At 45.6% G+C, this 20,521-nt stretch carries 20 protein-coding genes and 1 pseudogene; 11 read left to right on the top strand and 10 right to left on the bottom strand.

Annotated elements, in window-relative coordinates; genetic code table 11:
• The 9 genes from JEU20_RS02785 (at position 1) to JEU20_RS02745 (ending at position 11,066) form a co-directional block, all read left to right on the top strand.
• Positions 1-1,671 carry an AsmA family protein gene (locus tag JEU20_RS02785; RefSeq protein ID WP_198243572.1) on the top strand — a complete coding sequence of 557 codons (1,671 nt, stop codon included), beginning with the start codon at positions 1-3 and terminating at the stop codon, positions 1,669-1,671.
• 35 nt (positions 1,672-1,706) lie between these two features.
• Positions 1,707-2,309, top strand: coding sequence for a YdbL family probable chaperone protein (locus tag JEU20_RS02780; RefSeq protein WP_198243571.1), 603 nt, complete (start codon positions 1,707-1,709; stop codon positions 2,307-2,309).
• A complete protein-coding gene (gene rlmD, locus JEU20_RS02775; RefSeq protein WP_198243570.1) occupies positions 2,309-3,646 on the top strand; it encodes a 23S rRNA (uracil(1939)-C(5))-methyltransferase RlmD in 1,338 nt (445 codons plus the stop codon). The genes JEU20_RS02780 and rlmD overlap by 1 nt, the downstream gene beginning before the upstream one ends.
• On the top strand, positions 3,646-4,122 hold the full coding sequence (locus tag JEU20_RS02770; protein WP_198243569.1) for a L,D-transpeptidase: 477 nt from the start codon (positions 3,646-3,648) through the stop codon (positions 4,120-4,122). The genes rlmD and JEU20_RS02770 overlap by 1 nt, the downstream gene beginning before the upstream one ends.
• A 3-nt stretch (positions 4,123-4,125) precedes the next feature.
• Positions 4,126-4,929 (top strand): tRNA pseudouridine(38-40) synthase TruA, encoded by an 804-nt coding sequence (gene truA, locus JEU20_RS02765; RefSeq protein ID WP_198243568.1) that lies wholly within the window; start codon positions 4,126-4,128, stop codon positions 4,927-4,929.
• 109 nt (positions 4,930-5,038) lie between these two features.
• The gene (locus JEU20_RS02760; protein ID WP_198243567.1) at positions 5,039-7,042 is read left to right on the top strand and encodes a TonB-dependent receptor plug domain-containing protein; all 2,004 of its coding nucleotides are present in this window, start codon (positions 5,039-5,041) and stop codon (positions 7,040-7,042) included.
• A gap of 14 nt (positions 7,043-7,056) precedes the next feature.
• Entirely contained in the window at positions 7,057-7,626 is a 570-nt protein-coding gene (locus tag JEU20_RS02755; protein WP_198243566.1) for a YfiR family protein, read from the top strand.
• A 47-nt stretch (positions 7,627-7,673) separates the two neighbouring features.
• Positions 7,674-10,307, top strand: coding sequence for an ATP-binding protein (locus tag JEU20_RS02750; RefSeq protein WP_214657278.1), 2,634 nt, complete (start codon positions 7,674-7,676; stop codon positions 10,305-10,307).
• 63 nt (positions 10,308-10,370) lie between these two features.
• Positions 10,371-11,066 carry a DUF2231 domain-containing protein gene (locus tag JEU20_RS02745; RefSeq protein WP_198243564.1) on the top strand — a complete coding sequence of 232 codons (696 nt, stop codon included), beginning with the start codon at positions 10,371-10,373 and terminating at the stop codon, positions 11,064-11,066.
• Here JEU20_RS02745 and uvrA read toward each other — a convergent pair.
• Positions 11,063-13,882 carry an excinuclease ABC subunit UvrA gene (gene uvrA / locus JEU20_RS02740; RefSeq protein ID WP_198243563.1) on the bottom strand — a complete coding sequence of 940 codons (2,820 nt, stop codon included), beginning with the start codon at positions 13,880-13,882 and terminating at the stop codon, positions 11,063-11,065. The genes JEU20_RS02745 and uvrA overlap by 4 nt on opposite strands.
• Before the next feature lie 136 nt (positions 13,883-14,018).
• Here uvrA and JEU20_RS02735 point away from each other — a divergent pair, with 136 nt between their 5' ends.
• Positions 14,019-15,458 carry an MFS transporter gene (locus tag JEU20_RS02735; protein WP_245395076.1) on the top strand — a complete coding sequence of 480 codons (1,440 nt, stop codon included), beginning with the start codon at positions 14,019-14,021 and terminating at the stop codon, positions 15,456-15,458.
• A gap of 2 nt (positions 15,459-15,460) precedes the next feature.
• Entirely contained in the window at positions 15,461-15,940 is a 480-nt protein-coding gene (gene ssb, locus JEU20_RS02730) for a single-stranded DNA-binding protein (protein WP_198243562.1), read from the top strand.
• 498 nt (positions 15,941-16,438) lie between these two features.
• Here ssb and brnA read toward each other — a convergent pair whose 3' ends face one another.
• The 9 genes and pseudogenes from brnA to JEU20_RS02690 all read right to left on the bottom strand — a co-directional run.
• Complete coding sequence (gene brnA, locus JEU20_RS02725) at positions 16,439-16,675, bottom strand: type II toxin-antitoxin system BrnA family antitoxin (protein WP_198243561.1); 237 nt, start codon at positions 16,673-16,675, stop codon at positions 16,439-16,441.
• Positions 16,665-16,928 (bottom strand): BrnT family toxin, encoded by a 264-nt coding sequence (locus JEU20_RS02720; protein ID WP_198243560.1) that lies wholly within the window; start codon positions 16,926-16,928, stop codon positions 16,665-16,667. Before JEU20_RS02720 ends, brnA begins: the two co-directional genes overlap by 11 nt.
• 140 nt (positions 16,929-17,068) lie before the next feature.
• Positions 17,069-17,809, bottom strand: a complete 741-nt coding sequence (gene istB, locus JEU20_RS02715; protein ID WP_198243559.1) for an IS21-like element helper ATPase IstB — start codon at positions 17,807-17,809, stop codon at positions 17,069-17,071.
• Positions 17,796-17,993 (bottom strand): hypothetical protein, encoded by a 198-nt coding sequence (locus JEU20_RS02710; RefSeq protein ID WP_198243558.1) that lies wholly within the window; start codon positions 17,991-17,993, stop codon positions 17,796-17,798. The genes istB and JEU20_RS02710 overlap by 14 nt, the downstream gene beginning before the upstream one ends.
• Complete coding sequence (locus tag JEU20_RS02705) at positions 17,990-18,406, bottom strand: Mu transposase domain-containing protein (protein ID WP_198243557.1); 417 nt, start codon at positions 18,404-18,406, stop codon at positions 17,990-17,992. Before JEU20_RS02705 ends, JEU20_RS02710 begins: the two co-directional genes overlap by 4 nt.
• Positions 18,403-18,888, bottom strand: a complete 486-nt coding sequence (locus JEU20_RS02700; RefSeq protein WP_245395075.1) for a DDE-type integrase/transposase/recombinase — start codon at positions 18,886-18,888, stop codon at positions 18,403-18,405. The genes JEU20_RS02705 and JEU20_RS02700 overlap by 4 nt, the downstream gene beginning before the upstream one ends.
• Positions 18,889-19,032: 144 nt before the next feature.
• The gene (locus JEU20_RS14950) at positions 19,033-19,611 is read right to left on the bottom strand and encodes an IS630 family transposase (protein WP_245395192.1); all 579 of its coding nucleotides are present in this window, start codon (positions 19,609-19,611) and stop codon (positions 19,033-19,035) included.
• 43 nt (positions 19,612-19,654) lie between these two features.
• Positions 19,655-20,008: a helix-turn-helix domain-containing protein gene (locus tag JEU20_RS14945; protein ID WP_245395074.1), complete on the bottom strand. Its 354-nt coding sequence runs from the start codon at positions 20,006-20,008 to the stop codon at positions 19,655-19,657.
• Between the two features lie 119 nt (positions 20,009-20,127).
• A pseudogene (locus JEU20_RS02690) lies at positions 20,128-20,420 on the bottom strand (hypothetical protein); the annotation flags it as partial.
• Positions 20,421-20,521 lie beyond the last annotated feature (101 nt).

Below are 20,521 nucleotides of genomic sequence, written 5' to 3'. Positions count from 1 at the left end.
GTGCTGGATATTAGGCATTTAAAACTGTTTGGCGGTGAAGTCGATATCAAAGTACAGGAAAATCAATGGCGTTGGAAAGCCGTGATTAAAGGTCAGGCCCTGGCATTACAAAAAATACAGAAAATACTGAAACAGCCTGCTATTCGTTCTGTAGCCGGTAAAGTGACGTTTAATGTTGTTATCAGCGGTGTTCAACAGCGCATCAAGAAAATACAACTGAGCGGCAGATTACGCCGGCTTAATCTTCAAGTTGCAAATGACAAACTGCTGACCGACAACACGGCCGTAGCAATACAATTTTCGGCACGGCGGAAGCATTCGAGTTGGCATGGGCACGGGCAAGCCCGGCTGGATGCCGGGGCGGTATTTTTTGATCCGGTTTATCTGGACTTTTCGCCACAACAGTCGTTAATGCTGTCGCTACAGGGTGAGTATGGGGTAGCGGGAAAACAGTGGGTGATAAACGATTTATTATGGCAGCAAGGCGAAGCTTTGACCCTTCAGGGACAGATTACTTCCGAGCAGAGAATGCAATGGCATGTGACGATTGATGATTTAAACCGGGTAGCACAATGGTATCTAAAGCCCTTTCTTGAAGGCACAGCAGCCTCTGACTTAGGCCTGGCCGGACAGTTGGAAGCTGATTTAACACTACATCACAATCAGGCTCAGGCCGTGCATATTGATTTAAAACAGATTGATTTGGCGCAGCCTGGCAATCATATTCAGGGGCAACACATCACAGGCCAGTTGCATTGGCAAAAAAATGAACCTGTTTTGCCGTCCTTTCTTGAGTGGCGCCGGTTACAAATTAAAAAAATTCCGATCGAAGCTGGCCGACTGGATTTTAAGCTGGTTGACAAACAGGTTGCGTTAATTAAACCTGCTGATTTGAAAATGCTAGATGGTGTATTTTCGATTAAACAATTCAGCGTTCAAGGCGTAAAAAACGATGACACAAATGTGTTTTTTGAAGGTCGCTTGAATAAGCTTTCGCTGGAAAAATTGAGCGATGCCTTGGACTGGAAAACACCGTTGTCCGGGACGATTAGTGGCTATATCCCTGCGGTTCATTATCAAAACAAAACTTTGCGCTTGGATGGACAGTTGGCTATTCAGGTCTTCGGTGGTGAAATTGTCATCAAAAAACTCTCTTCCTCTGGCCTGTTCAGTTTTTATCCACGTTTATACACTGATATTGAATTTGAAAATCTGGATTTAAGGCAAATTACGCAAAAGTTTCAGATCGGTAAAATTGAAGGGCGCTTATCTGGCTTTGTACATGATCTTTATCTTGAAAACTGGAAGCCTGTAACCTTTTATGCCTGGTTCGGAACGCCGGATGACGATAATTCCCGGCATAGAATCAGCCAAAAAGCCGTTGAAAACATCGCCAGTATCGGGGGCGGCGGTGCGGCCGATGTGATTTCCCGAGGATTTTTGCGCTTTTTTGATACTTTTTATTATGACAAGCTGGGCTTTGGTTGTTATTTACATGATGGCGTCTGTCAGGTGATGGGGGTTGAGGCTGCGAAAAACGGCTATTATCTGATCAAAGGTGGCGGTCTGCCCAGAATTGATGTAATCGGCTATAATCCCCGCTTGGATTGGGATGTGTTGATTCAGCGCTTAAAACGCATCAGCGCAACAGACGAGGTTGTGGTGCAATAAGCATACCCTTCTTTTTGACTTAAAACGGATACGCTATGAAATCACTAAGCTTTATCGCAGGTTTGTTTTTAACTGCCTGCGTCACCATCAATATTTATTTTCCGGCTGCCGCTGCCGAAAAGGTCGCCGACCAGATTATTCAGGAGATTCAACAAGAAGGCGATAGACCGGAAACAAAACAAAGCCCAGAAACATCACCGCAATCACGATCAGCACCGGAAAACTGGCACAACAAGGCCTTGGTCTGGGTGGGCTATGGTCTTGATTTTTTGATTGAGCCGGTGCATGCGGCAGCCAATCTGGATATTAACAGTCCGGATATTCGTCGTATTAAAGCCCGAATGCAGCAACGCTTTTCAAGCCTGAAACAGGCGTATGATAAGGGTTGGATCGGTATTAAGAACGATGGTTATTTGATTACCCGTGCCGGGGTGCCGCTAAGCCAGAGAAACCGTGTCAATAAACTGGTGGCGGCGGAAAACAGTGACCGCCAGCAGCTTTATCAAGCTATCGCCAATGCTAACGGCCATCCGGAATGGACGCGCCAGATTCAGCAGACCTTTGCTAAACGCTGGATCAGTCATGCACATTCAGGTTGGTGGTATCAGCGCTCAAACGGCCAGTGGGTGCAGAAATAATGGCACGTCGTCGCTTTAAAAAGAAAAAGCTGCCCGAACAGCCTGTCACCGTCACAATAGAATCGTTATCGCACGATGGTCGTGGTGTGGCGCATGTTGACGGTAAAGTCGTGTTTATTGATGAGGCCTTGCCGGGTGAGTCCCTGGAGTTTGTCTATACGGATAGTCGACGTGATTATGCCGAAGGTAAGGTGCATAAGCTGATTTCGACTTCAGAACACCGTGTAGACCCTAAATGTCCGCATTTTGGTGTCTGTGGGGGCTGTAGTTTTCAGCATGTTGATGATGCGATGCAAATTCAGTTCAAGCAGAATGTGCTTGAGGAGCAGTTCGCAAGGCTGGGTAAAGTCGATATCCCACAAATCTGGGAACCTTTGACCGGGCCGCATTGGGGGTATCGCCGCAAAGCCCGTATGGGTGTGAAGTATGTGGCTAAGAAAGGGCGCGTGTTAGTTGGATTTCGGGAACGGCGAAATCCATTTTTGGCAGAAATCGAAAGCTGTAAGGTCATGCACCCCATTGTCGGCGAAAAGTTGATGGATTTATCCGCCATGATTGGAAAACTCAGCATCAAGGATAAAATTCCGCAGATTGAGGTGGCCATTGGTGAAAATGACTGCGTTCTGGCTTTTCGTGTTTTGGAAGCGCCAACACCGGATGATATTGCGATAATGGCCGAGTTTGAACGTGATCATGATATTGTTATTTGTTTACAACCGAAGGGTCCGGACACGATTCGGCCTTTGCCGGGTGAGGCGGAAGTCATGCCCGATTATGCACTGCCTGAGCAAGGTATTCGGTTTAAATTTCGCCCCGCTATGTTTACCCAGGTCAATTATGCCATTAACCGCAAAATGGTGACACGGGCGATCGAGGCGCTGGAATTAAATGAAACTGATTCGGTGCTGGATTTATTTTGTGGTCTGGGTAATTTTACCTTGCCATTAGCGACAAAGGCCGGTTTCGTAACCGGTGTGGAAGGTGATTTGCCGCTGGTGAAACATGCGCGTGAAAATGCCCGCTTAAATCAGCTCGATAATGTCGAATTTCATGTGGCTGATTTGAGTAAAGATGTCAGTGACTATGATTGGGCGAAAAAAGGTTTCAATAAAATCTTGCTTGACCCCTCCCGTGCCGGTGCATCTGAGGTGTTGCCCAATATCAACTATTGGCAGCCGGAACGGATTGTTTATGTTTCCTGTAATCCATCTACACTCGCGCGTGACGCCGGTATTCTAGTCAATGAATTAGGCTATAGGCTGGTTAAGGCCGGTGTAATGGATATGTTTCCGCAGACTGCACATGTCGAATCAATTGCCTTGTTTGTCAAAGACTGATGCGCTATCTGGACATCTCGGCAGTTGAACAGAGACTGCGCTTAATTGATAATGGTGTACTGATTGTCAGTTTTCCAGTTTCCACGGCAAAAAATGGCCTAGGTGAGCGCATGGGCAGCGAGTGTACGCCGAGAGGTTGGCATGTCATCCGGGCAAAAATTGGTGCAGAACAGCCGCAATATTCAGTTTTTGTTGGCCGCAGGCCTACCGGTGAAATTTACAGTGCCGCTGTCGCTCGCAAATTTCCAGACAGGGACTGGATTTTATCGCGAATTTTATGGTTGTCGGGGTTAGAGCCAGGTAAAAATCGGTATGGCAACAAGGATTCTGCCTGGCGCTATATCTATATTCATGGCACGCCCGACCATTTTATTGACGGATCACCCCAATCACATGGCTGCATCCGGATGAAAAATGCCGATATTATTCAATTATTCGATATTGTTGAAACCGGTGACAGAGTGTTTATTCATTAGCTTATGGCCAGGATTGTTCTAGGAATTGAATACGACGGCAGTGATTTTAATGGCTGGCAACGCCAATCTGAGCAACGCACCGTGCAGTGTGTGCTGGAAGCCGCATTAGCTAAAATTGCCAATCATCCGGTGACCGTTGTTTGTGCGGGTCGCACCGATACGGGGGTGCATGCCTTGGAACAAGTGGTGCATTTTGATACCGATAGCGTGCGTGATTTACAGGCCTGGGTCATGGGCGGCAACAGCCAGTTGCCGGGAGATGTCCGTATTTTATGGGCGCGTCCGGCGCTGGGTGATTTTCATGCCCGCTTCAGTGCGATAGCCCGCTTTTATCGCTATATCATTTTAAATCGTAAGGTGAAATCGGCATTGCGCCGCAATCAGGTCACTTGGTGCTATTTTCCCCTGGATGCTGAAAAAATGCATCAGGCCGCGCAAGCCTTGATTGGCGAACATGATTTTTCCTCATTCCGAGCTCACAGTTGCCAGTCGGTCAGTCCTTGTCGACAGGTTTATTTTATCGATGTTTATCGGCAGGGCGATCAGGTGATTATGGATATTTCGGCCAATGCTTTTGTGCATCATATGGTGCGTAATATTGCTGGCAGCCTGATGGAAATCGGACAGGGAAAGCAGCCTGTCGACTGGACAAATCATCTGCTGGCGGTTAAGGATCGTACTCAGGCGGGCATGACTGCACCGGCCGAAGGCTTGTATTTGGGCGGCGTTTTTTATCCCCCGCACTATCATATTGAAAAGCACCCCTTGTTCAATAAATTACCCACTGATGCCCGACGATTTGATTAAACGATTAAATTCGGTAGACTGGAGTTAGATAGATGTATTGCATATTGCCGTTACAGAAAAAGGGGTATGTAAAACGCCAATAGATAGAATAACTATTCATCAGCTTGTAATGAAAAGAAAAATAAACTTCAACTTATCTGTAGCGATTGTGTTTCCTGCCTTTTTGAGTGCGGTTTATGCCAACGAAAAACCGGCCAGTGAACTATCGGTTGAAGAATTATTGAATGTTGAAGTGACAACCGTATCTAAAAAAGCCCAGTCTTTAAATGATGCCGCTGCCGCTATTTTTGTCATTAGCCAGGATGATATTCGACGCATTGGCGCACGCTCAATCCCTGAGGCGTTAAGACTAGCTCCTGGGGTTGATGTTGCCCGTATTAACTCACATCAATGGGCGGTTTCAATCCGAGGGTTTAATAATCGTATGTCCAATAAACTCCTGGTTCTGATTGATGGGCGCAATCTCTATACGCGTGCATTTTCGGGAACCTATTGGGAGCAGACGGATGTGGTGATGGCGGATATCGAACGGATTGAAGTTATTCGCGGGCCAGGTGCAACCCTTTGGGGTGCGAATGCCGTCAATGGTGTTATTAATATCATCACGAAACAAGCGGATAAAACACAAGGCGGATTACTGACCGCGGGTGGTGGTACAGAACAAATAGGTTTTGGTAGCTTGCGTTATGGAGGCAAGATTAATCAGTCCACTGCGGCCCGGGCCTATATTAAAGGTGATGTGCGTGATGAAAACAGTTTGAAAAATGGCCAGGATGCAGGCGATAGCTGGCAAAAAATGCAGACGGGGTTTCGCTTAGATTCTGATTATACAAACCAGGATTCTGTTACGGTTCAGGGGGATGCATTTTATAATTGGATGCGTGATAACATGGCTCTGCCTATTATCCAAAATACGCAGCCGCAAATTCTGGCTTTGCAAGACCAAGCCAATAGCTTTGGTGGCAATGTGCTGTTTAGGCAAAAACATATTTTTTCTCCGACCTCGAGTTACCAATTTCAGGCTTATTATGATTTTTATCAGATAAAAAATATTCAACGATTGGAAAACCGGCATACCATTGATCTTGATTTTCAGCATCGTTTTTCCGTTTTAGATTGGCACGATATTGTTTGGGGGGCACATTATCGCTTTCGGCATGACCAATTCAATTTTTATTCGGGGTTTGCTCAAATTTATCCCGACCAGCGTAATGATCAATTAGTTAGTGGTTTTGTTCAGGATGAGATTACCCTGATCGAGAATGAATTATGGCTGACCTTGGGTAGTAAGTTTGAGCATAATGATTACAGTGGTTTTGAAGTTCAGCCTAGTGCCCGTATATTATGGGCGTTTCATTCCAAACACAGGCTTTGGGCAGCGATTTCTCGTGCCGTCAGAACGCCTAGTCGGGCAGAGCATGATCTTAGTCTAACGGCGGGCAGCACTAATGTCGATGGGTTGCCTCCTCTAGTGGTTCGTATTGAAGGCAACAGGGATTTTGGATCTGAACATGTTTTAAGTTATGAAATAGGCTACCGAACCACGGCAATTAAGCATTTTTCATTTGATTTAACCGCTTTTTATAACGATTATAGCCGCTTGCGGTCAGCTCGCCCTCTGGCGCTGGATCCATCAAACGCGCCAAATTATATCGTCCAACCTTTGGTTTTTGTCAATGAGCACAGTGTGCACAGTTATGGGCTTGAATTGGCAACAGTCTGGCAGCCATTTTCCTGGTGGCGGTGGGATGCGCATTACAGTTGGTTAAAAATGGATTATAGTAGCCAGGAAGCGAAAGAAGAAATAGGGCAAAGTCCGCAACATCGTTTTTTTGTCCGTAGTGCCTTATCGCTACGCGAAGATGTGGATCTGGATATCATGTATCGATATGTTGACCGGAGTATAGCGATTGGGGTGTGGCGTCCGGTGACGATTAAAGATTACATGAGTCTTGATATTCGCGCGGCTTGGCGAATACAAAAAGATTTTGAGCTTTCGGTTACTGGACAGAACTTATTACAAAGCCACCATCAGGAATATGTTAATCCCGCATTTATACAGCCGGTCGAAATAGACAGGGGGGTATATGGTAAATTTAGTTGGCAATTTTAGGACATTGCATATGTATGCTTAAATCATCCCAAAAGCTTAACTATTGTCTGGTTGTGTTGCTATTTTTTAGCAATATTGGCGGGGTATCGGCTCAAGTTTTGGATAAGCCGGCTGTGTTCGCCTTATTGACGTTCAATATCGCTCGCTTCACCCGCTGGCCTCCGCTTGTGTTACCGGCTATTTCAAAAAATATTCAAATCTGTGTTGTCGGCGACAATATCATCAGAGACGCATTTTATGCGTTAGAGAGAGAATCGAAGCGAAAAAGAAATATTCAGATAAGGTATTTATCCCGGTTAAGAAAAATACAACAGTGCCATGTGCTTTATATTAGTGGTTTGAAGCAGGATATTTTACGGCAGGTTCTAAATCAGATAAAAAAGCAACCCATTTTAACCGTTGGAGAAGGGCGGGAGTTTGTTCAAAATGGTGGCATGGTGGCGTTTGAAGTGTATAACAAAAAAACCAAGTTAATGATCAATCTTTCCGCCTTAAAGCAAGCTGGCTTGAGCATCAATGCTCGTATCTTAAAATTAGCTGAAATCGTAACCTCGCCTTTTCCGAATGTAAAAACTGTTGAATAATAGCGCGCGTTTAACACTTGTGAAATCATGCGTTTGTTATGTTTAATTTGAAAACCGCTCCGATACGCCGAAAACTGAAACTGTTATTTAGTCTGTGTATTTTATTCATGTTGCTGGTCGCTGGTAGTATTTTGGCGGTTAATGCCTTTTTTAGTAATCGTGCCGTCCTCTTACATGAAGTCAATGCATTGGCCGAAATCACCGGGCAATCGATTATCCCCGCATTGATTTTTGATGATGAACGTGTCGCCAGAAAAACGCTTGATGCACTGCAAATACAGAAAGATATTGTCTATGCCGCTGCTTTCAAACAAGGCAGTCAAAAGCCTATTGCGGTTATCGACAAAAAAAATATCGACTTAGCCGTCAACGAGAAGCTTCAGCAATGTCCACACTATGAATTTTCATTGCAACAACTTTATATGTGCAAACAGCTGGTACTAGATGATGAAAACCAGGGCTATTTGATATTGGTTGTCAGTTTGCAATCTGTGTATCAGCAGTTAGGTCACCAGATATTACTGGCTTTGATTGGTTTGTCTTTGTCTTCGGTGTTTATTTTTTGGGTTATGGACAGATTCAGCCGAAAATTAGTCGAACCTATTCTGGAATTGCTGTCCATTAGCGAAGAAGTTGCCGCATCCGGACGCTTTGATAAACGCGCTGAAATCAGTCAGACCGATGATGAGATTGGGCGCTTAGGCAAAGCGTTTAACAGTATGCTGGAGAAAACAGCCTATTGGCATGATCAACTTTTACATCAGAAAGAAATTCTGGAAGAAATGGTTGAAAAGCGGACTTTGGCTTTGATTGATGCTAAAAACAAGGCAATGGAATTAGCCGAGCATGCGCAAAAGGCGAATTTGGCTAAGTCCGATTTTTTATCGATGATGAGTCACGAAATACGTACTCCACTTAATGCCATTATTGGTTTTTCCGGCTTGATGAGAACGACCGACCTGGATCCAAAACAACAGGAGTTTATTCAAATCATCAAACAGTCAGCGAATGCTTTATTGATGCAAGTTAATGATATTCTTGATTTTTCTAAGATTGAAGCTGGAAAAATGGAACTGGATTCGTGCTGGTTTGATTTATATGCACTTTTAATTGCCGTAAAACAAAACCATTATCATGTTTGTACACTTAAAGCCGTGCACTTTGACGTCTCAATGAGTGATGATGTGCCGCGTTATGTTTATGGCGATTGTCAAAAACTAAAACAGATTTTGTTTAACCTGTTAAGTAATGCGATTAAGTTTACCGATCAGGGGTTTGTGAAACTAGATATTAGATGTGAACAAAAACAAGCTGAATTATGTCAGCTTAAATTTTCGGTATCTGATAGTGGTATAGGGATTGCCAGCGATAAATTACCGCACTTGTTTGAGCCTTTTACGCAAGCAGATTCTTCAACGACCCGTGAATTTGGTGGGACGGGGTTAGGTTTGGCCATAAGTCAGAGAATGGTTGAATTGTTAGGAGGGGATATTGTAGTAAACAGTCATCCCGGACAAGGGACAACATTCACATGCCAGATACCATTGATTTTACCAACCCAGAACGAACACTTATCGAGTTTACGAATACCACTAATCGGACTGAGCGACAGCCATGATGCCGAGATTATGGAAATACGGTTACACGACTTAGGCTATTCGGTTGAGGTATTGAATAAAGAACAGCGACAGTTATTACAAAAACAGCCGGAAAAAGCCTTGCGTTATGCATTACTGCTTTTGTCTGCTCAGGATCGCGATGAACTGGATTTTTGGTTGCGCCATAACGAAACAGCCACTCAAAAAGTCACTTGTGTGTGTTGGGTAATGACACCTGAATTGATTGAAATCAATCATAACAGGCCAGAATTGCCATGTTTGCATTTAAAAGACGATCATTTAAGTCTGGTAGAAAATATTGATAGCCTGATTACGACAGAGTTAGGTGAAATTTCCTTCGCACATCATACCGGCTTGAAGCCTGTGTTATTGGTCGAAGACAATGAAATTAACAGACAGATGACGAAAAATATTTTAATACAGGCTGGATTGTCTGTGGAAATTGCTACGAATGGGCAGCAGGCTGTTGCATTATTTAAAAACAACGATTATTCGCTCGTTTTAATGGATTGTCATATGCCGGTAATGGATGGATTGACTGCAACACAGCGCATTCGCCAAGATAAGAAAAACAAACGGGTTCCTATTATTGCATTGACCGCCGATGCGTTTACTGGAAATCAAAAAGCCTGCCTTAAGGCAGGCATGAATGATTTTTTAAGTAAGCCTTTTTCAAGAGTACAGCTGTTGAAAAAGGTTGAACACTGGTTATTAACACCGATAATCGATAATAAAACGCAGAATACCATAGAGCAAATGACTCAACACTCGCTATCGACAGTAGAGCCGGTTTCGACTCATGACAACACCGCTCTGCTTGCACAGATCGAAGCATTGATAAATCAAATTGAAAAAGCACTGGCAAGCCAGGATATGGCGGAAATAGAGCATGCTACACAACAATTTAAAGCGATTGCCATGAAATACAAGCTGCATAAATTGGTTTTGTTGCTGGCTGATTTAGAAAAAACGGTTGCACAAGGGAAATATTTCAAGGCCGTCAAACAATGGAAACCGATTATTGACGCCGTTGACGAAATTAAAAATAGTGGGCTGGGGTAAGTTTTTAAGAAATTAGTCGCAGGTGGTATGATGAGCGCCTTATTTAACACACCTGGAAAAAATATGTTTGAAATAATCAATTTCTGGATGCCTGAAGTTCATGGTGGAGCAGGCCACAGTGGCGGTGTCGCCAGTACCGTTGAGCAGTTTTTGATTTTTTTGGTTGCCTTGTCTGAAAAATCACCGACAGAGATATTTGCAACGTTGATGCCGGGTATTGCTGCGATGGAAAATATTCACCCGTTGTTTGTCCATTTTCCCATCGCATTGTTGACAGGATTTGCCGCCATCGACATTCTGGGTAGTGTGCTTAAAAAGCCTGAATGGCGTAAGGCGGCCAGTTGGTTTTTATATCTCGGTGTGATTATGGCGGGTTTTACCGTTGCCGCAGGATTGGCCGCCGAAGAATCTGTCGCCCATGGTGGCAATGTCCATGAGGTTATGGAGCGTCACGAAACCTTGGCCTTAACTGTGCTCAGTCTTGCCGCTTTTCTGGCGTTGTGGCGATTGCTCAAACGCGGGCTGATTGAAGGCGCAGCCAATGTATTTTATTTGCTATTAGCCATAATCTTGAATATTGTATTGATATTCACCGCCGATTTAGGCGGGTTGATGGTCTATAAATATGGCGTTTCTGTTCAAGCTGCGCGCGCTTTGAATGAAACCTTGTTTCAGCAACACAACCATCCTGCAGGTTCTGTAGCGCCTACGCCCAGTTCAGGTCACGGACATGCGCATGATCATAGCCATACGCATTAGTCCGTCAGAAAGCGTTTAAGGTACTGGCCGGTATAAGAGTCCGGCTGATTGGCAATTTGTTGCGGCGTGCCTTCGGCAACCACGGTGCCGCCGCCGCTGCCACCTTCCGGGCCGATATCGATCAGCCAGTCAGCCGTTTTAATCACATCCAGATTATGCTCAATAATGATCACTGTGTTGCCATGATCACGTAAGGTATGCAAGACGAGCAATAATTGTTTGATATCATGAAAATGTAGCCCCGTTGTGGGTTCATCCAGAATATAGAGCGTTTTTCCTGTATCACGCTTAGAGAGTTCCTTAGCCAGTTTAACCCGCTGCGCTTCTCCTCCTGACAATGTAATCGCATTTTGTCCCAGCGTGATGTAACTCAAGCCTACATCGACAAGCGTTTGCAGTTTGCGATGCAATACCGGAATGGCGCTGAAAAATTCGGCCGCATCTTCCACCGTCATGTCCAGTACATCGTGAATGGTTTTGCCTTTGTAGCGGATTTCCAGTGTTTCCCTGTTATAACGCTTGCCGTGGCAGACATCGCAAGGCACAAATATATCGGGCAAAAAATGCATTTCGACCTTGATTACACCGTCACCTTTGCAAGCCTCGCAGCGGCCGCCTTTAACATTAAAGCTGAAACGACCGGGCGTATAGCCACGGGAACGAGCTTCAGGGGTGGCGGCAAACAATTCCCGGATCGGGGTGAAAATACCGGTATAGGTTGCAGGGTTTGAACGGGGGGTTCTGCCAATCGGACTTTGATTGATGTCGACCACTTTATCGAAAAACTCTAAGCCCTTGATATCCTCACAGGGAGCCGGGATATGTGATGCCTTATTGATTCGGCGGGCGGCCAACCGGTACAAAGTGTCATTGACCAGGGTCGATTTTCCTGAACCGGATACACCGGTAACGCAAGTTAATAAACCGACGGGGAAGGACACTGTCACATTTTTTAGATTATTGCCATGGGCATTAATTAGCGTTAATTGTTTGTCCGGGTTGTTCGGTGTTACCGATTCGGGCACGCTGATTTCATGAACGCCGGATAAATAGCGTCCGGTCAGCGAAGTAGGATGACGCATGATGTCTTTCGGCGTGCCTTGTGCGATAATTTCGCCACCATGAACGCCTGCACCCGGGCCAATATCTACCACATAATCGGCAGCGCGAATGGCGTCTTCATCATGTTCGACCACGATTACGGTGTTACCGAGGTCGCGTAAACGGAATAAAGTATTTAATAAACGCTGGTTGTCGCGTTGATGTAGACCGATGGAAGGTTCGTCCAAAACATACATCACACCGACCAGGCCGGCGCCGATCTGACTGGCCAGGCGAATTCGTTGTGCTTCGCCGCCGGATAGGGTGTCGGCGCTGCGGTCTAGCGTCAGATAATCCAGCCCGACATTGACCAGAAATTCAAGCCGCTCACGGATTTCTTTGTTAATTTTAGCCGCTACTTCGCCACGATGACCCGGCAGATCGAGATCTTGAAAGAAACGTAATGAATCTTTAATCGCCATTGCGGTTAAATGATGAATCGGTTTGTCGGCGATAAAAACATGCCGAGCCGCCATGTTGATTCGTGCGCCCTGGCATTCAGAGCAGGGTTGCTGGGTCAGATATTTAGCCAGCTCCTCTCGCACCATTTGTGAATCGGTTTCATGATAGCGCCGCTCCATATTGACAATAATACCTTCAAACGGATGTTGACGCTCGGTCTGTTTACCCGTGCTATCGGTATAACGAAAACAGATTTTCTCCTTGCCACTGCCATATAAAATTACCGATTGAATGGATTTTGGAATGTCTGAAAAGGGCATTTCCGGATCAAAGCCGTAATGCGCCGCTAGGGCACAGATGAGCTGATAATAATAGGCGTTGCGCCGATCCCATCCCCGAATGGCGCCGCCGGCCAGGCTGATATTAGGATTATGAATAACCAGTTCAGGGTCAAAATGCTGTCTTACCCCTAAACCATCACAACTCGGACAAGCGCCTTTAGGATTGTTGAACGAAAAAATGCGTGGTTCCAGTTCACTGATGCTGTAACCGCATTGAGAACAGGCATAACGCTCTGAAAATACAATTTCCCGGTTGTCATCCATGCATGCCGCAATGGCGATGCTATCAGCGATTCTTAACGCGGTTTCAAACGATTCCGACAGACGCAAGGCAATGTCAGGGCGGATTTTGAAGCGGTCGACGATGACCTCGATGGTGTGTTTCTTGCGTAAATCCAGCGCGGGTGCCTCATCCAGATCAACGATTTCACCATCAATACGCGCTCGGATAAAGCCTTGGGCGCGCAAATCCTCCAGTAATTGAATATGTTCGCCCTTGCGCGCAGTGACCACCGGTGCTAATAACATCCAGCGTTCGCCCGGTGTTTGTGCCAATACCTGGTCCACCATTTGGCTAACCGTTTGCGCCTCCAGTGAAATACCGTGTTTTGGGCAACGCGGGATGCCGGCGCGAGCATAGAGTAAGCGCAGATAATCATAAATTTCGGTGATCGTACCGACCGTCGATCGTGGATTGTGCGAAGTGGATTTTTGCTCGATCGAAATCGCTGGTGACAAGCCTTCAATATGATCGACATCGGGTTTTTCCATCATCGACAAAAACTGGCGAGCATAAGCCGATAATGATTCCACATAGCGCCGTTGTCCCTCAGCATAGATGGTGTCAAACGCTAAAGACGACTTGCCAGAACCTGACAGGCCGGTGATAACAATCAACTTGTCACGCGGTAAATCCAGGTCGATATTTTTAAGATTGTGGGTGCGGGCGCCCCGAATACTGATGCTATCCATTGACCGAAGATAATCATTTAAAGAGCCGGATAATATACGATTGTTCAGCCTGTTCAGTCCAGTCAAATACAAAGCGGGAAGTATTTTAGAGGCTGATGTTATAATGCCGAATTTAATTTAAGACGAGAGGTTAGAATTGAGCCAGTTACAGGATATAACCAGCCCAATGACTGCCATGGAAAAGCGGGCAACCTTTTCATTGGCCAGCATTTATGCCTTCAGAATGCTGGGTTTGTTTATGATTTTGCCAGTTTTGTCGTTATTTACCGAAAGTCTGCCGCATTCAACCCCGTTGTTAATCGGACTTGCCATTAGTATTTATGGCTTGACTCAGGCCTTGTTACAAATCCCTTTTGGCTTACTGTCTGACAAAATCGGCCGCAAAAAAGTCATTGTTGCCGGTCTGTTATTATTCTCGGCCGGCAGTGTATTGGCGGCGCTATCGACGAATATTTATGGCATCATTGCCGGTCGAGCGTTGCAGGGGAGTGGTGCTATCGCCGCCGCCATCATGGCCCTGCTGGCTGACCTGACCCAGGAAGTCCACCGCACCAAGGCTATGGCGACCATTGGCGCTAGCATTGGTATTGCATTTGGCGTAGCGATTACAACCGGTCCCATCGTGGCCGCCCATTTTGGGATAAGCGGTATTTTCTGGTTGACAGCCGCCCTGGCTTTGTTAGCGATTTTAGTGATTGTTTTTATCGTACCCAATCCAGAAAAAATCATCGTTCATCGTGACGCCGAGGCCAATTTATCCCAGTTTTCCAAAGTACTCAGTAATCCGGAATTGTTGCGGTTGGATTATGGTATTTTTGTCCTGCATTTAATTTTGACTGCCAGTTTTGTCATTGTGCCTTTATTGCTAAGAGATGCGGGAATTTTTCCGGCGCAACACTGGATGGTGTATTTGCCGATTATGATAACCTCGTTATTGGCTATTGTACCGTTCATTATTCTGGCCGAAAAAAAACGACAAATGAAAAAAGTCTTTGTCGGCGCGATTATCGCCATCATGCTGGCGAATGTTATGCTGGGACTCTACGCACAGCACAAAGCAGCGCTGCTGGCTGGCTTATGGTTGTTTTTTGCCGGCTTTAATTTGCTGGAAGCGACACTGCCCTCGTTGATTTCAAAAACCGTACCGGGTGATCAGAAAGGCACGGCGATGGGCGCTTATTCCAGCAGTCAGTTTTTAGGTGCATTTACTGGCGGCGTGGTCGGCGGCTGGTTGTATGGCGAATATGGCATGCTTTCCGTATTCTGGTTTGCCGCTGCAATGGCTGCGAGTTGGGCGATTATCGCTTTGTTTATGCAGCCACCCCGTTATTTAGCCAATATGTTATTGCCATTACAAGGGGTAGAGGCCTGGCAGGCGCAAGAATTTTCTCGAAGATTGCTAAAAATATCCGGTATAGAAGAAGTCAGGCTGCATTTTGAAGAAAATACGGCCTATTTAAAAATTGATCATTCAAAATTTAACCCCGAAGCGATCAATCAGTTTTTAACTGAATGGGCGAGGGAACAAAACAACCCGGCAAGCCACGCGGCGACGCCATTATCTGATATGGAGTAAACATGTTAAACAAAGTCATGCTTATCGGCAATTTGGGTGCAGACCCTGAAGTACGTTATATGCCTAGCGGCGGTGCCGTCACAACCATCAGACTAGCGACCACCAGGCGCTGGAAAGACAAACAGACAGGTGAGCGTAAAGACCAAACTGAATGGCATCGCGTCGTCTTCTTTAATCGGCTGGCCGAAATAGCAGGCGAATATTTACGTAAAGGCAGTCAGGTTTATGTGGAAGGGCGCATCCAAACACGTAAATGGCAAGATCAATCCGGTCAGGATAGATATAGCACTGAGATTATTGCTGAAGAAATGCAGATGTTAGGCAACCGGAGCGGGGGAACAGCCAGTTTTGACAATGGTACACAATCTGCTAACGCCCCTCAATCTGCCCCGGCACCACAACAATCACAAGCCCAATCGCCCAACACACCACCCGCTGCAGCTTATGATGATGGTGGGTTTGATGATGATATTCCGTTTTAAAAAGCACCTAAGACTATTAATGTAAATTATTTCACTGATGTTACGGGGAAAAGTCTATATGTTTTTAACTTATTGATTTAATGAGTTATATAGCTTTATGAGTGTAGAATTCCGATTCAGATGCGTTTGCCTTGTATTACAATATAGTGTTAAAACACCAAACCGCATAACATCAGATATGTAACTTTTTTATCCTTTTTGCAAGCGATATTTGGTAGCGAGTCACGGCAAATTCATGTAATCGTTCACAGGATTTGCCATCTCCCCTAACAATTGTGAAATCCATTAGACGACAATTACCCTGATAGAGGGGGGAAGGGGAGGTGCAAGTTTTTTCATTCTTTAGGTGCGCTGAGTAGCAATTTTATTTTATAGCTCTTTTTTTTAGTTCGTTTCAAAGCTAGAAAATCATAAATCAAAGACCTGACCCCGTTGTTTCGTTGTTTTTTGCGTTGTTGCTTTTTTAAAGTTAACGCCGCTTTGGCCTGTCAGCTGGAGCTATTTATTAGCAGCTTTTTCTTCAAGCCTCTCGACAAGCCAAAGTTTAATTATTGACTGGCGAGTAACACCAATACGACTAGCCTCTTTGTCTAGTGACTCAATTACCCATGCTGGAAAATCTACATTAACCCTTTTTTGCTTTTGGTTGGGGCGCTCCAATGTAGATAAATCAAGATCATCTATAATGTCTTCTTTATCTGCATCAAATTTTTTATCAAAATCTTTAGCTTTCATAGATCTGTACCTCAGATTTGCGTGAACGACGCACAGAAATAATTCTGATGGCCTGGCCTCGATAAGTAATAACAGCAGACCAGTGTTTGCCCGCTAAGCGCGCGATTACAAGATAGCGCAGCTCGGTAGATGATTTTGCTTTTACTCTTACAAGGTCAGAATCATTCCAAAGGCCTTGAGCTGTAACAAAATCTATACCATGCTTTTCAAGGTTAGACTTGCTTTTTTGCTCATCGAACTCAAACTGGTACATATTTAGTATATATACCTTTTCTATACATTTTTCAAGTTATGTTTGGTGTCGAGTACGAGTATGGGCTTATTGTTGTGTCAATGGCCAAAATAATTGACCCCCTTTCGGACAATAATTTTGACCCCCTTGGATCAAAAAAATTATGTGTTGGTTTTCTGTTTTAAACGATAGCTTTCCCCTCCTAACATGAATATTTTTGAATGATGAATCAGCCGGTCAATAATGGGTACAGCCACATTTTCATCCACGAAGAACTCACCCCAGGCAGTGAAATCCTTATTGGTGGTCAGGATGATTGAGCGGTATTCGTAGAGGGCATTGATCAGCTGGAACAGGTTGTAGTTACCCTGTTTGTTCATGGGCAGGTAGCCCAGTTCATCAATAATGAGCAGATCAAATTTACAAAGGCTGCTGATTTTCTTTTTCAGCTCGCCTTTAAGTTCGGCCACTTCCAGGGTTTCGACCAGTGATAAGGCATTGACAAACAAGACCTTGTAGCCGGCATCAATGGCTTTGAGGCTAATACCGATAGACAGGTGGGTTTTACCGACACCCGGCGGCCCGATAAAGATCAGGTTGTGGCGATTGTCGATAAAGTCAAAGTCCAGCAGTTGATTGACCTGGCGTTTGGTGATGGTGGTCTGATGCCGGTAATCAAAGCTTTCCAGGTGTTTTTCGATCGGGAAGCCGGCCTTTCTTCGATTGGCACTCAGGCGCTTGTCATTGCGGGTTTTGACTTCATGCCCTAACAGTAGGTCGGTATACTGGAGATAGGACAGTTCATTGGTTTCGGCCTGTTGCAGCAGTTCCGGCAAGGCGGTGGTCAGGCTACTGAGCTTTAAATGCTGACACTGCCGGTTAACCTGTTCAATGAGACACATGGCTGACCTCCTGGGTGATCAGGGCACGGTAGGCATCCAGTTGACCTTCTGGGGCATGAACTGGCACCGCATCGGCCGGGGTCAGGCGTTCCGGATGCGCCTGATAGGCGTCCAGGAAGTCTCGAACCTGGGTGGCGCTGAGCCTGGGTCTTTGGCAGAGTTTGTCCAGCAGTGCCGCTGTCACCGGTTGATGTTTTTGATTTCCTGAATGACGCCGGCCAGTTGGTCTTTATAGATTTTGGGTTCGCTTTGCTTGAGAAGCGCGGCCAAGGTATCGGCCTGAGCTTGCCCGACAAGCGCCCGCAGTGCTTGCTCTAACTGTTCAATCCGCTGCGCTGGGTCGCGGTAATGATGGTTGTTTTTGCTGATGTTGCCGTGGCCTGTGGTCAAAGGATGCCGGGCGATTTCTTTGTCCTTTTCCAGGTCCATGATAATCAGGTATTCCCCCTCAACACGGATGCCCACGGTGGCTTGCTGATAGGCCATGGGGACGGAGTATTTGTTGGACTGATAGGAAATCAGCCCGGTCTTGTCCACCTTGCGGGTCATCAATGCCTCATCGGCCTGCACCATTGCCGGAGACAGATAGGGTTTCATCTGTGCACGTTCGTGCTGATCATAATACACTTGTGGCACGTTGCCGGTCGTCGCATGCACCCGCTGATTGGCTGTGTTGTCCAGCCAGTCGGCCAGATAGGATTCAAGCTCTGCCCAGTCTGCAAATACCTCGCCGTACAGGGCATTGTTTTGACATATTTCACGCCCGCCTCGACCTTACCTTTGCTTTCCGGGTCATAGCCTTCACAAGCGTGTATTCTGAACCCCGCGTGCGTGGCATATTCATTAAAGCGCGCATTCACCGTCAATTCCCGGTACAGCTCTTCAATCACCACTAACTTGGTCTGATCATAGACACATTCGGCTGTTACACCGCCGAAATAACGAAACGCCGCATCATGCATCTGGATAAAGCGCTCCGTATCAATCGGTTTGTCCGACACACTGACATGCATCAACCGGGAAAAGGACAACACAAACACCACAAAGTAAACCGTGGTTTCCACGCCATTAATCAACACGCCCCGAAGCTCCCCAGGGTCCACCTGACACTGCTCCCCGGCACCATGTCCAGCACGGGCTGATAATACCGTTTTGATTTGCAGGCAACCGTTTCCCGGAGCGTATTGACATATACTCTCCGCACATGAAAATAGAGCAAACCATCATGCACCGATAATTTGAAAATTCTCAGTTAAAAGTGAGCGCAAATTGTCGACATGCTTTTCTGGCTCAGAAAAGAATGTCTCGCAGGCTATTTTGAATTCTTTGAATGTTTCATAATACTGGTCATATAAGATTTCTTTCTTGAAATATCGCCAGTACCGTTCAATCAAATTAAGATTCGGCGCATACGGCGGTAAAAACACTAATTCAATTCGCGACATTTCAAGAAATTGTCTGACAGCCTTTGATCGGTAGTAGCGTGCATTATCGCAAATGATGTAAATAGTCCCAGCCTTCGGGTAACGTTCTTCAATCGCCTTACAAAGATCAATCGTTGCCTCGCCATTGATGGTGTCATAGAAGCGGCAGACAGTATCCAGAGAATCGATATTGACTGCACCGTTGACATTGAGACGTTGACGCCCGGTATTACTCTGAATCGTGAATTCCACACCACGCTTAATCCAACCACAAGCCATTACAGGATTATGTTGTGGATGAACACCATCCATGAACAATATCAAGTCTTCGGGCTGCTTGTCTTCCTTTAGTTGTTGATATTTCTCAAGGAACTCCAGTTGGGCTTTTGCATTAGCTTTGCCGGGTATCAGCTTGGGCTTTTTATAGACATAACTCCAAGCGATGCAGCAAGGCTGTCACACCGCGTTCACTATAGCGAACCTGCCAACGCTCTTTAATGTAAGCTGCAACCGATTTAGCGGTTAAGTGAAGATTTTTCTGCAGATATTCATCCAACTCGGTCGCTTCTGAAACCGATAAGAAACTGGCACTTCCAACATGCTGAGTTTGTAGGAGTTTAGCAAGACCACCTTTCTTATATTTTCGATAGTAGGTACGGATTGTATTGCGGTCAATGAGAAGTGCTTCGGCAACGTTTGTTGCTGACCAGCCTGAACCTAAAAAGAATGATGGCTTTAACTCGGTCTGCATCACGTTTTTCTCGAAGCTCACCATGGGCTTCGCGCAAATCGGCTAATTCAGTCTCTGGAAGGGTGTAATTCGACATGGCCTTATTTTATATATTTCACTCCATTACGTCATCTTTTTATGCTAAATTCTCATTTGCGAAGAGTATAACGACGGATTGAACGGGACGAAACCTCCAGTTCTGGATACTTTTCTTTCAATTTACGTTGTACCTTGACGGCACTCAGCTGGGGAAAGGTTTTCAGCAGATGGATAATGTAGTCCCGGTAATCATCCAGCTGTTTGTGCCGTGGCCGATTGGACAGATAAGCACTCATCGCCACTTCATCCATCGCCAGATACTTGCGCACCGTGTTGACTGAAATACCCAGTTGCCGAGCTATGGCCTTTTACCCAAGCCGTTGCCATCATCATATAACGATTTTATTTTATGAATCATACACCACTCCTTCAAAGCCTTCTCCTTTTCTAAAGCTCAAGAAAAGATGAAAGCATACGGGACAATTGCCCCTTAGGTTAAAAAAGGGGTCATTTTTGTTG

Origin of the sequence: methane-oxidizing endosymbiont of Gigantopelta aegis (assembly GCF_016097405.1) — a bacterium.
Classification (GTDB): domain Bacteria; phylum Pseudomonadota; class Gammaproteobacteria; order Methylococcales; family Methylomonadaceae; genus Methylomarinum.
The sequence above is the reverse complement of the archived record's forward strand: the minus strand, read 5'-3'. Positions and strand labels throughout refer to the sequence as shown.

Bases quoted from the DNA above. Each gene is read 5' to 3' on its own strand.
- JEU20_RS02760 (WP_198243567.1), top strand. From the start codon at position 5,039: ATGAAAAGAAAAATAAACTTCAACTTATCTGTAGCGATTGTGTTTCCT.
- uvrA (WP_198243563.1), bottom strand. From the start codon at position 13,882: ATGGATAGCATCAGTATTCGGGGCGCCCGCACCCACAATCTTAAAAAT.
- JEU20_RS02780 (WP_198243571.1), top strand. From the start codon at position 1,707: ATGAAATCACTAAGCTTTATCGCAGGTTTGTTTTTAACTGCCTGCGTC.
- istB (WP_198243559.1), bottom strand. From the start codon at position 17,809: ATGTGTCTCATTGAACAGGTTAACCGGCAGTGTCAGCATTTAAAGCTC.
- JEU20_RS02705 (WP_198243557.1), bottom strand. From the start codon at position 18,406: ATGAAACCCTATCTGTCTCCGGCAATGGTGCAGGCCGATGAGGCATTG.
- rlmD (WP_198243570.1), top strand. From the start codon at position 2,309: ATGGCACGTCGTCGCTTTAAAAAGAAAAAGCTGCCCGAACAGCCTGTC.
- JEU20_RS02770 (WP_198243569.1), top strand. From the start codon at position 3,646: ATGCGCTATCTGGACATCTCGGCAGTTGAACAGAGACTGCGCTTAATT.
- brnA (WP_198243561.1), bottom strand. From the start codon at position 16,675: ATGAAAGCTAAAGATTTTGATAAAAAATTTGATGCAGATAAAGAAGAC.
- JEU20_RS02720 (WP_198243560.1), bottom strand. From the start codon at position 16,928: ATGTACCAGTTTGAGTTCGATGAGCAAAAAAGCAAGTCTAACCTTGAA.
- JEU20_RS02745 (WP_198243564.1), top strand. From the start codon at position 10,371: ATGTTTGAAATAATCAATTTCTGGATGCCTGAAGTTCATGGTGGAGCA.
- truA (WP_198243568.1), top strand. From the start codon at position 4,126: ATGGCCAGGATTGTTCTAGGAATTGAATACGACGGCAGTGATTTTAAT.
- ssb (WP_198243562.1), top strand. From the start codon at position 15,461: ATGTTAAACAAAGTCATGCTTATCGGCAATTTGGGTGCAGACCCTGAA.
- JEU20_RS14945 (WP_245395074.1), bottom strand. From the start codon at position 20,008: ATGGTGAGCTTCGAGAAAAACGTGATGCAGACCGAGTTAAAGCCATCA.
- JEU20_RS02755 (WP_198243566.1), top strand. From the start codon at position 7,057: ATGCTTAAATCATCCCAAAAGCTTAACTATTGTCTGGTTGTGTTGCTA.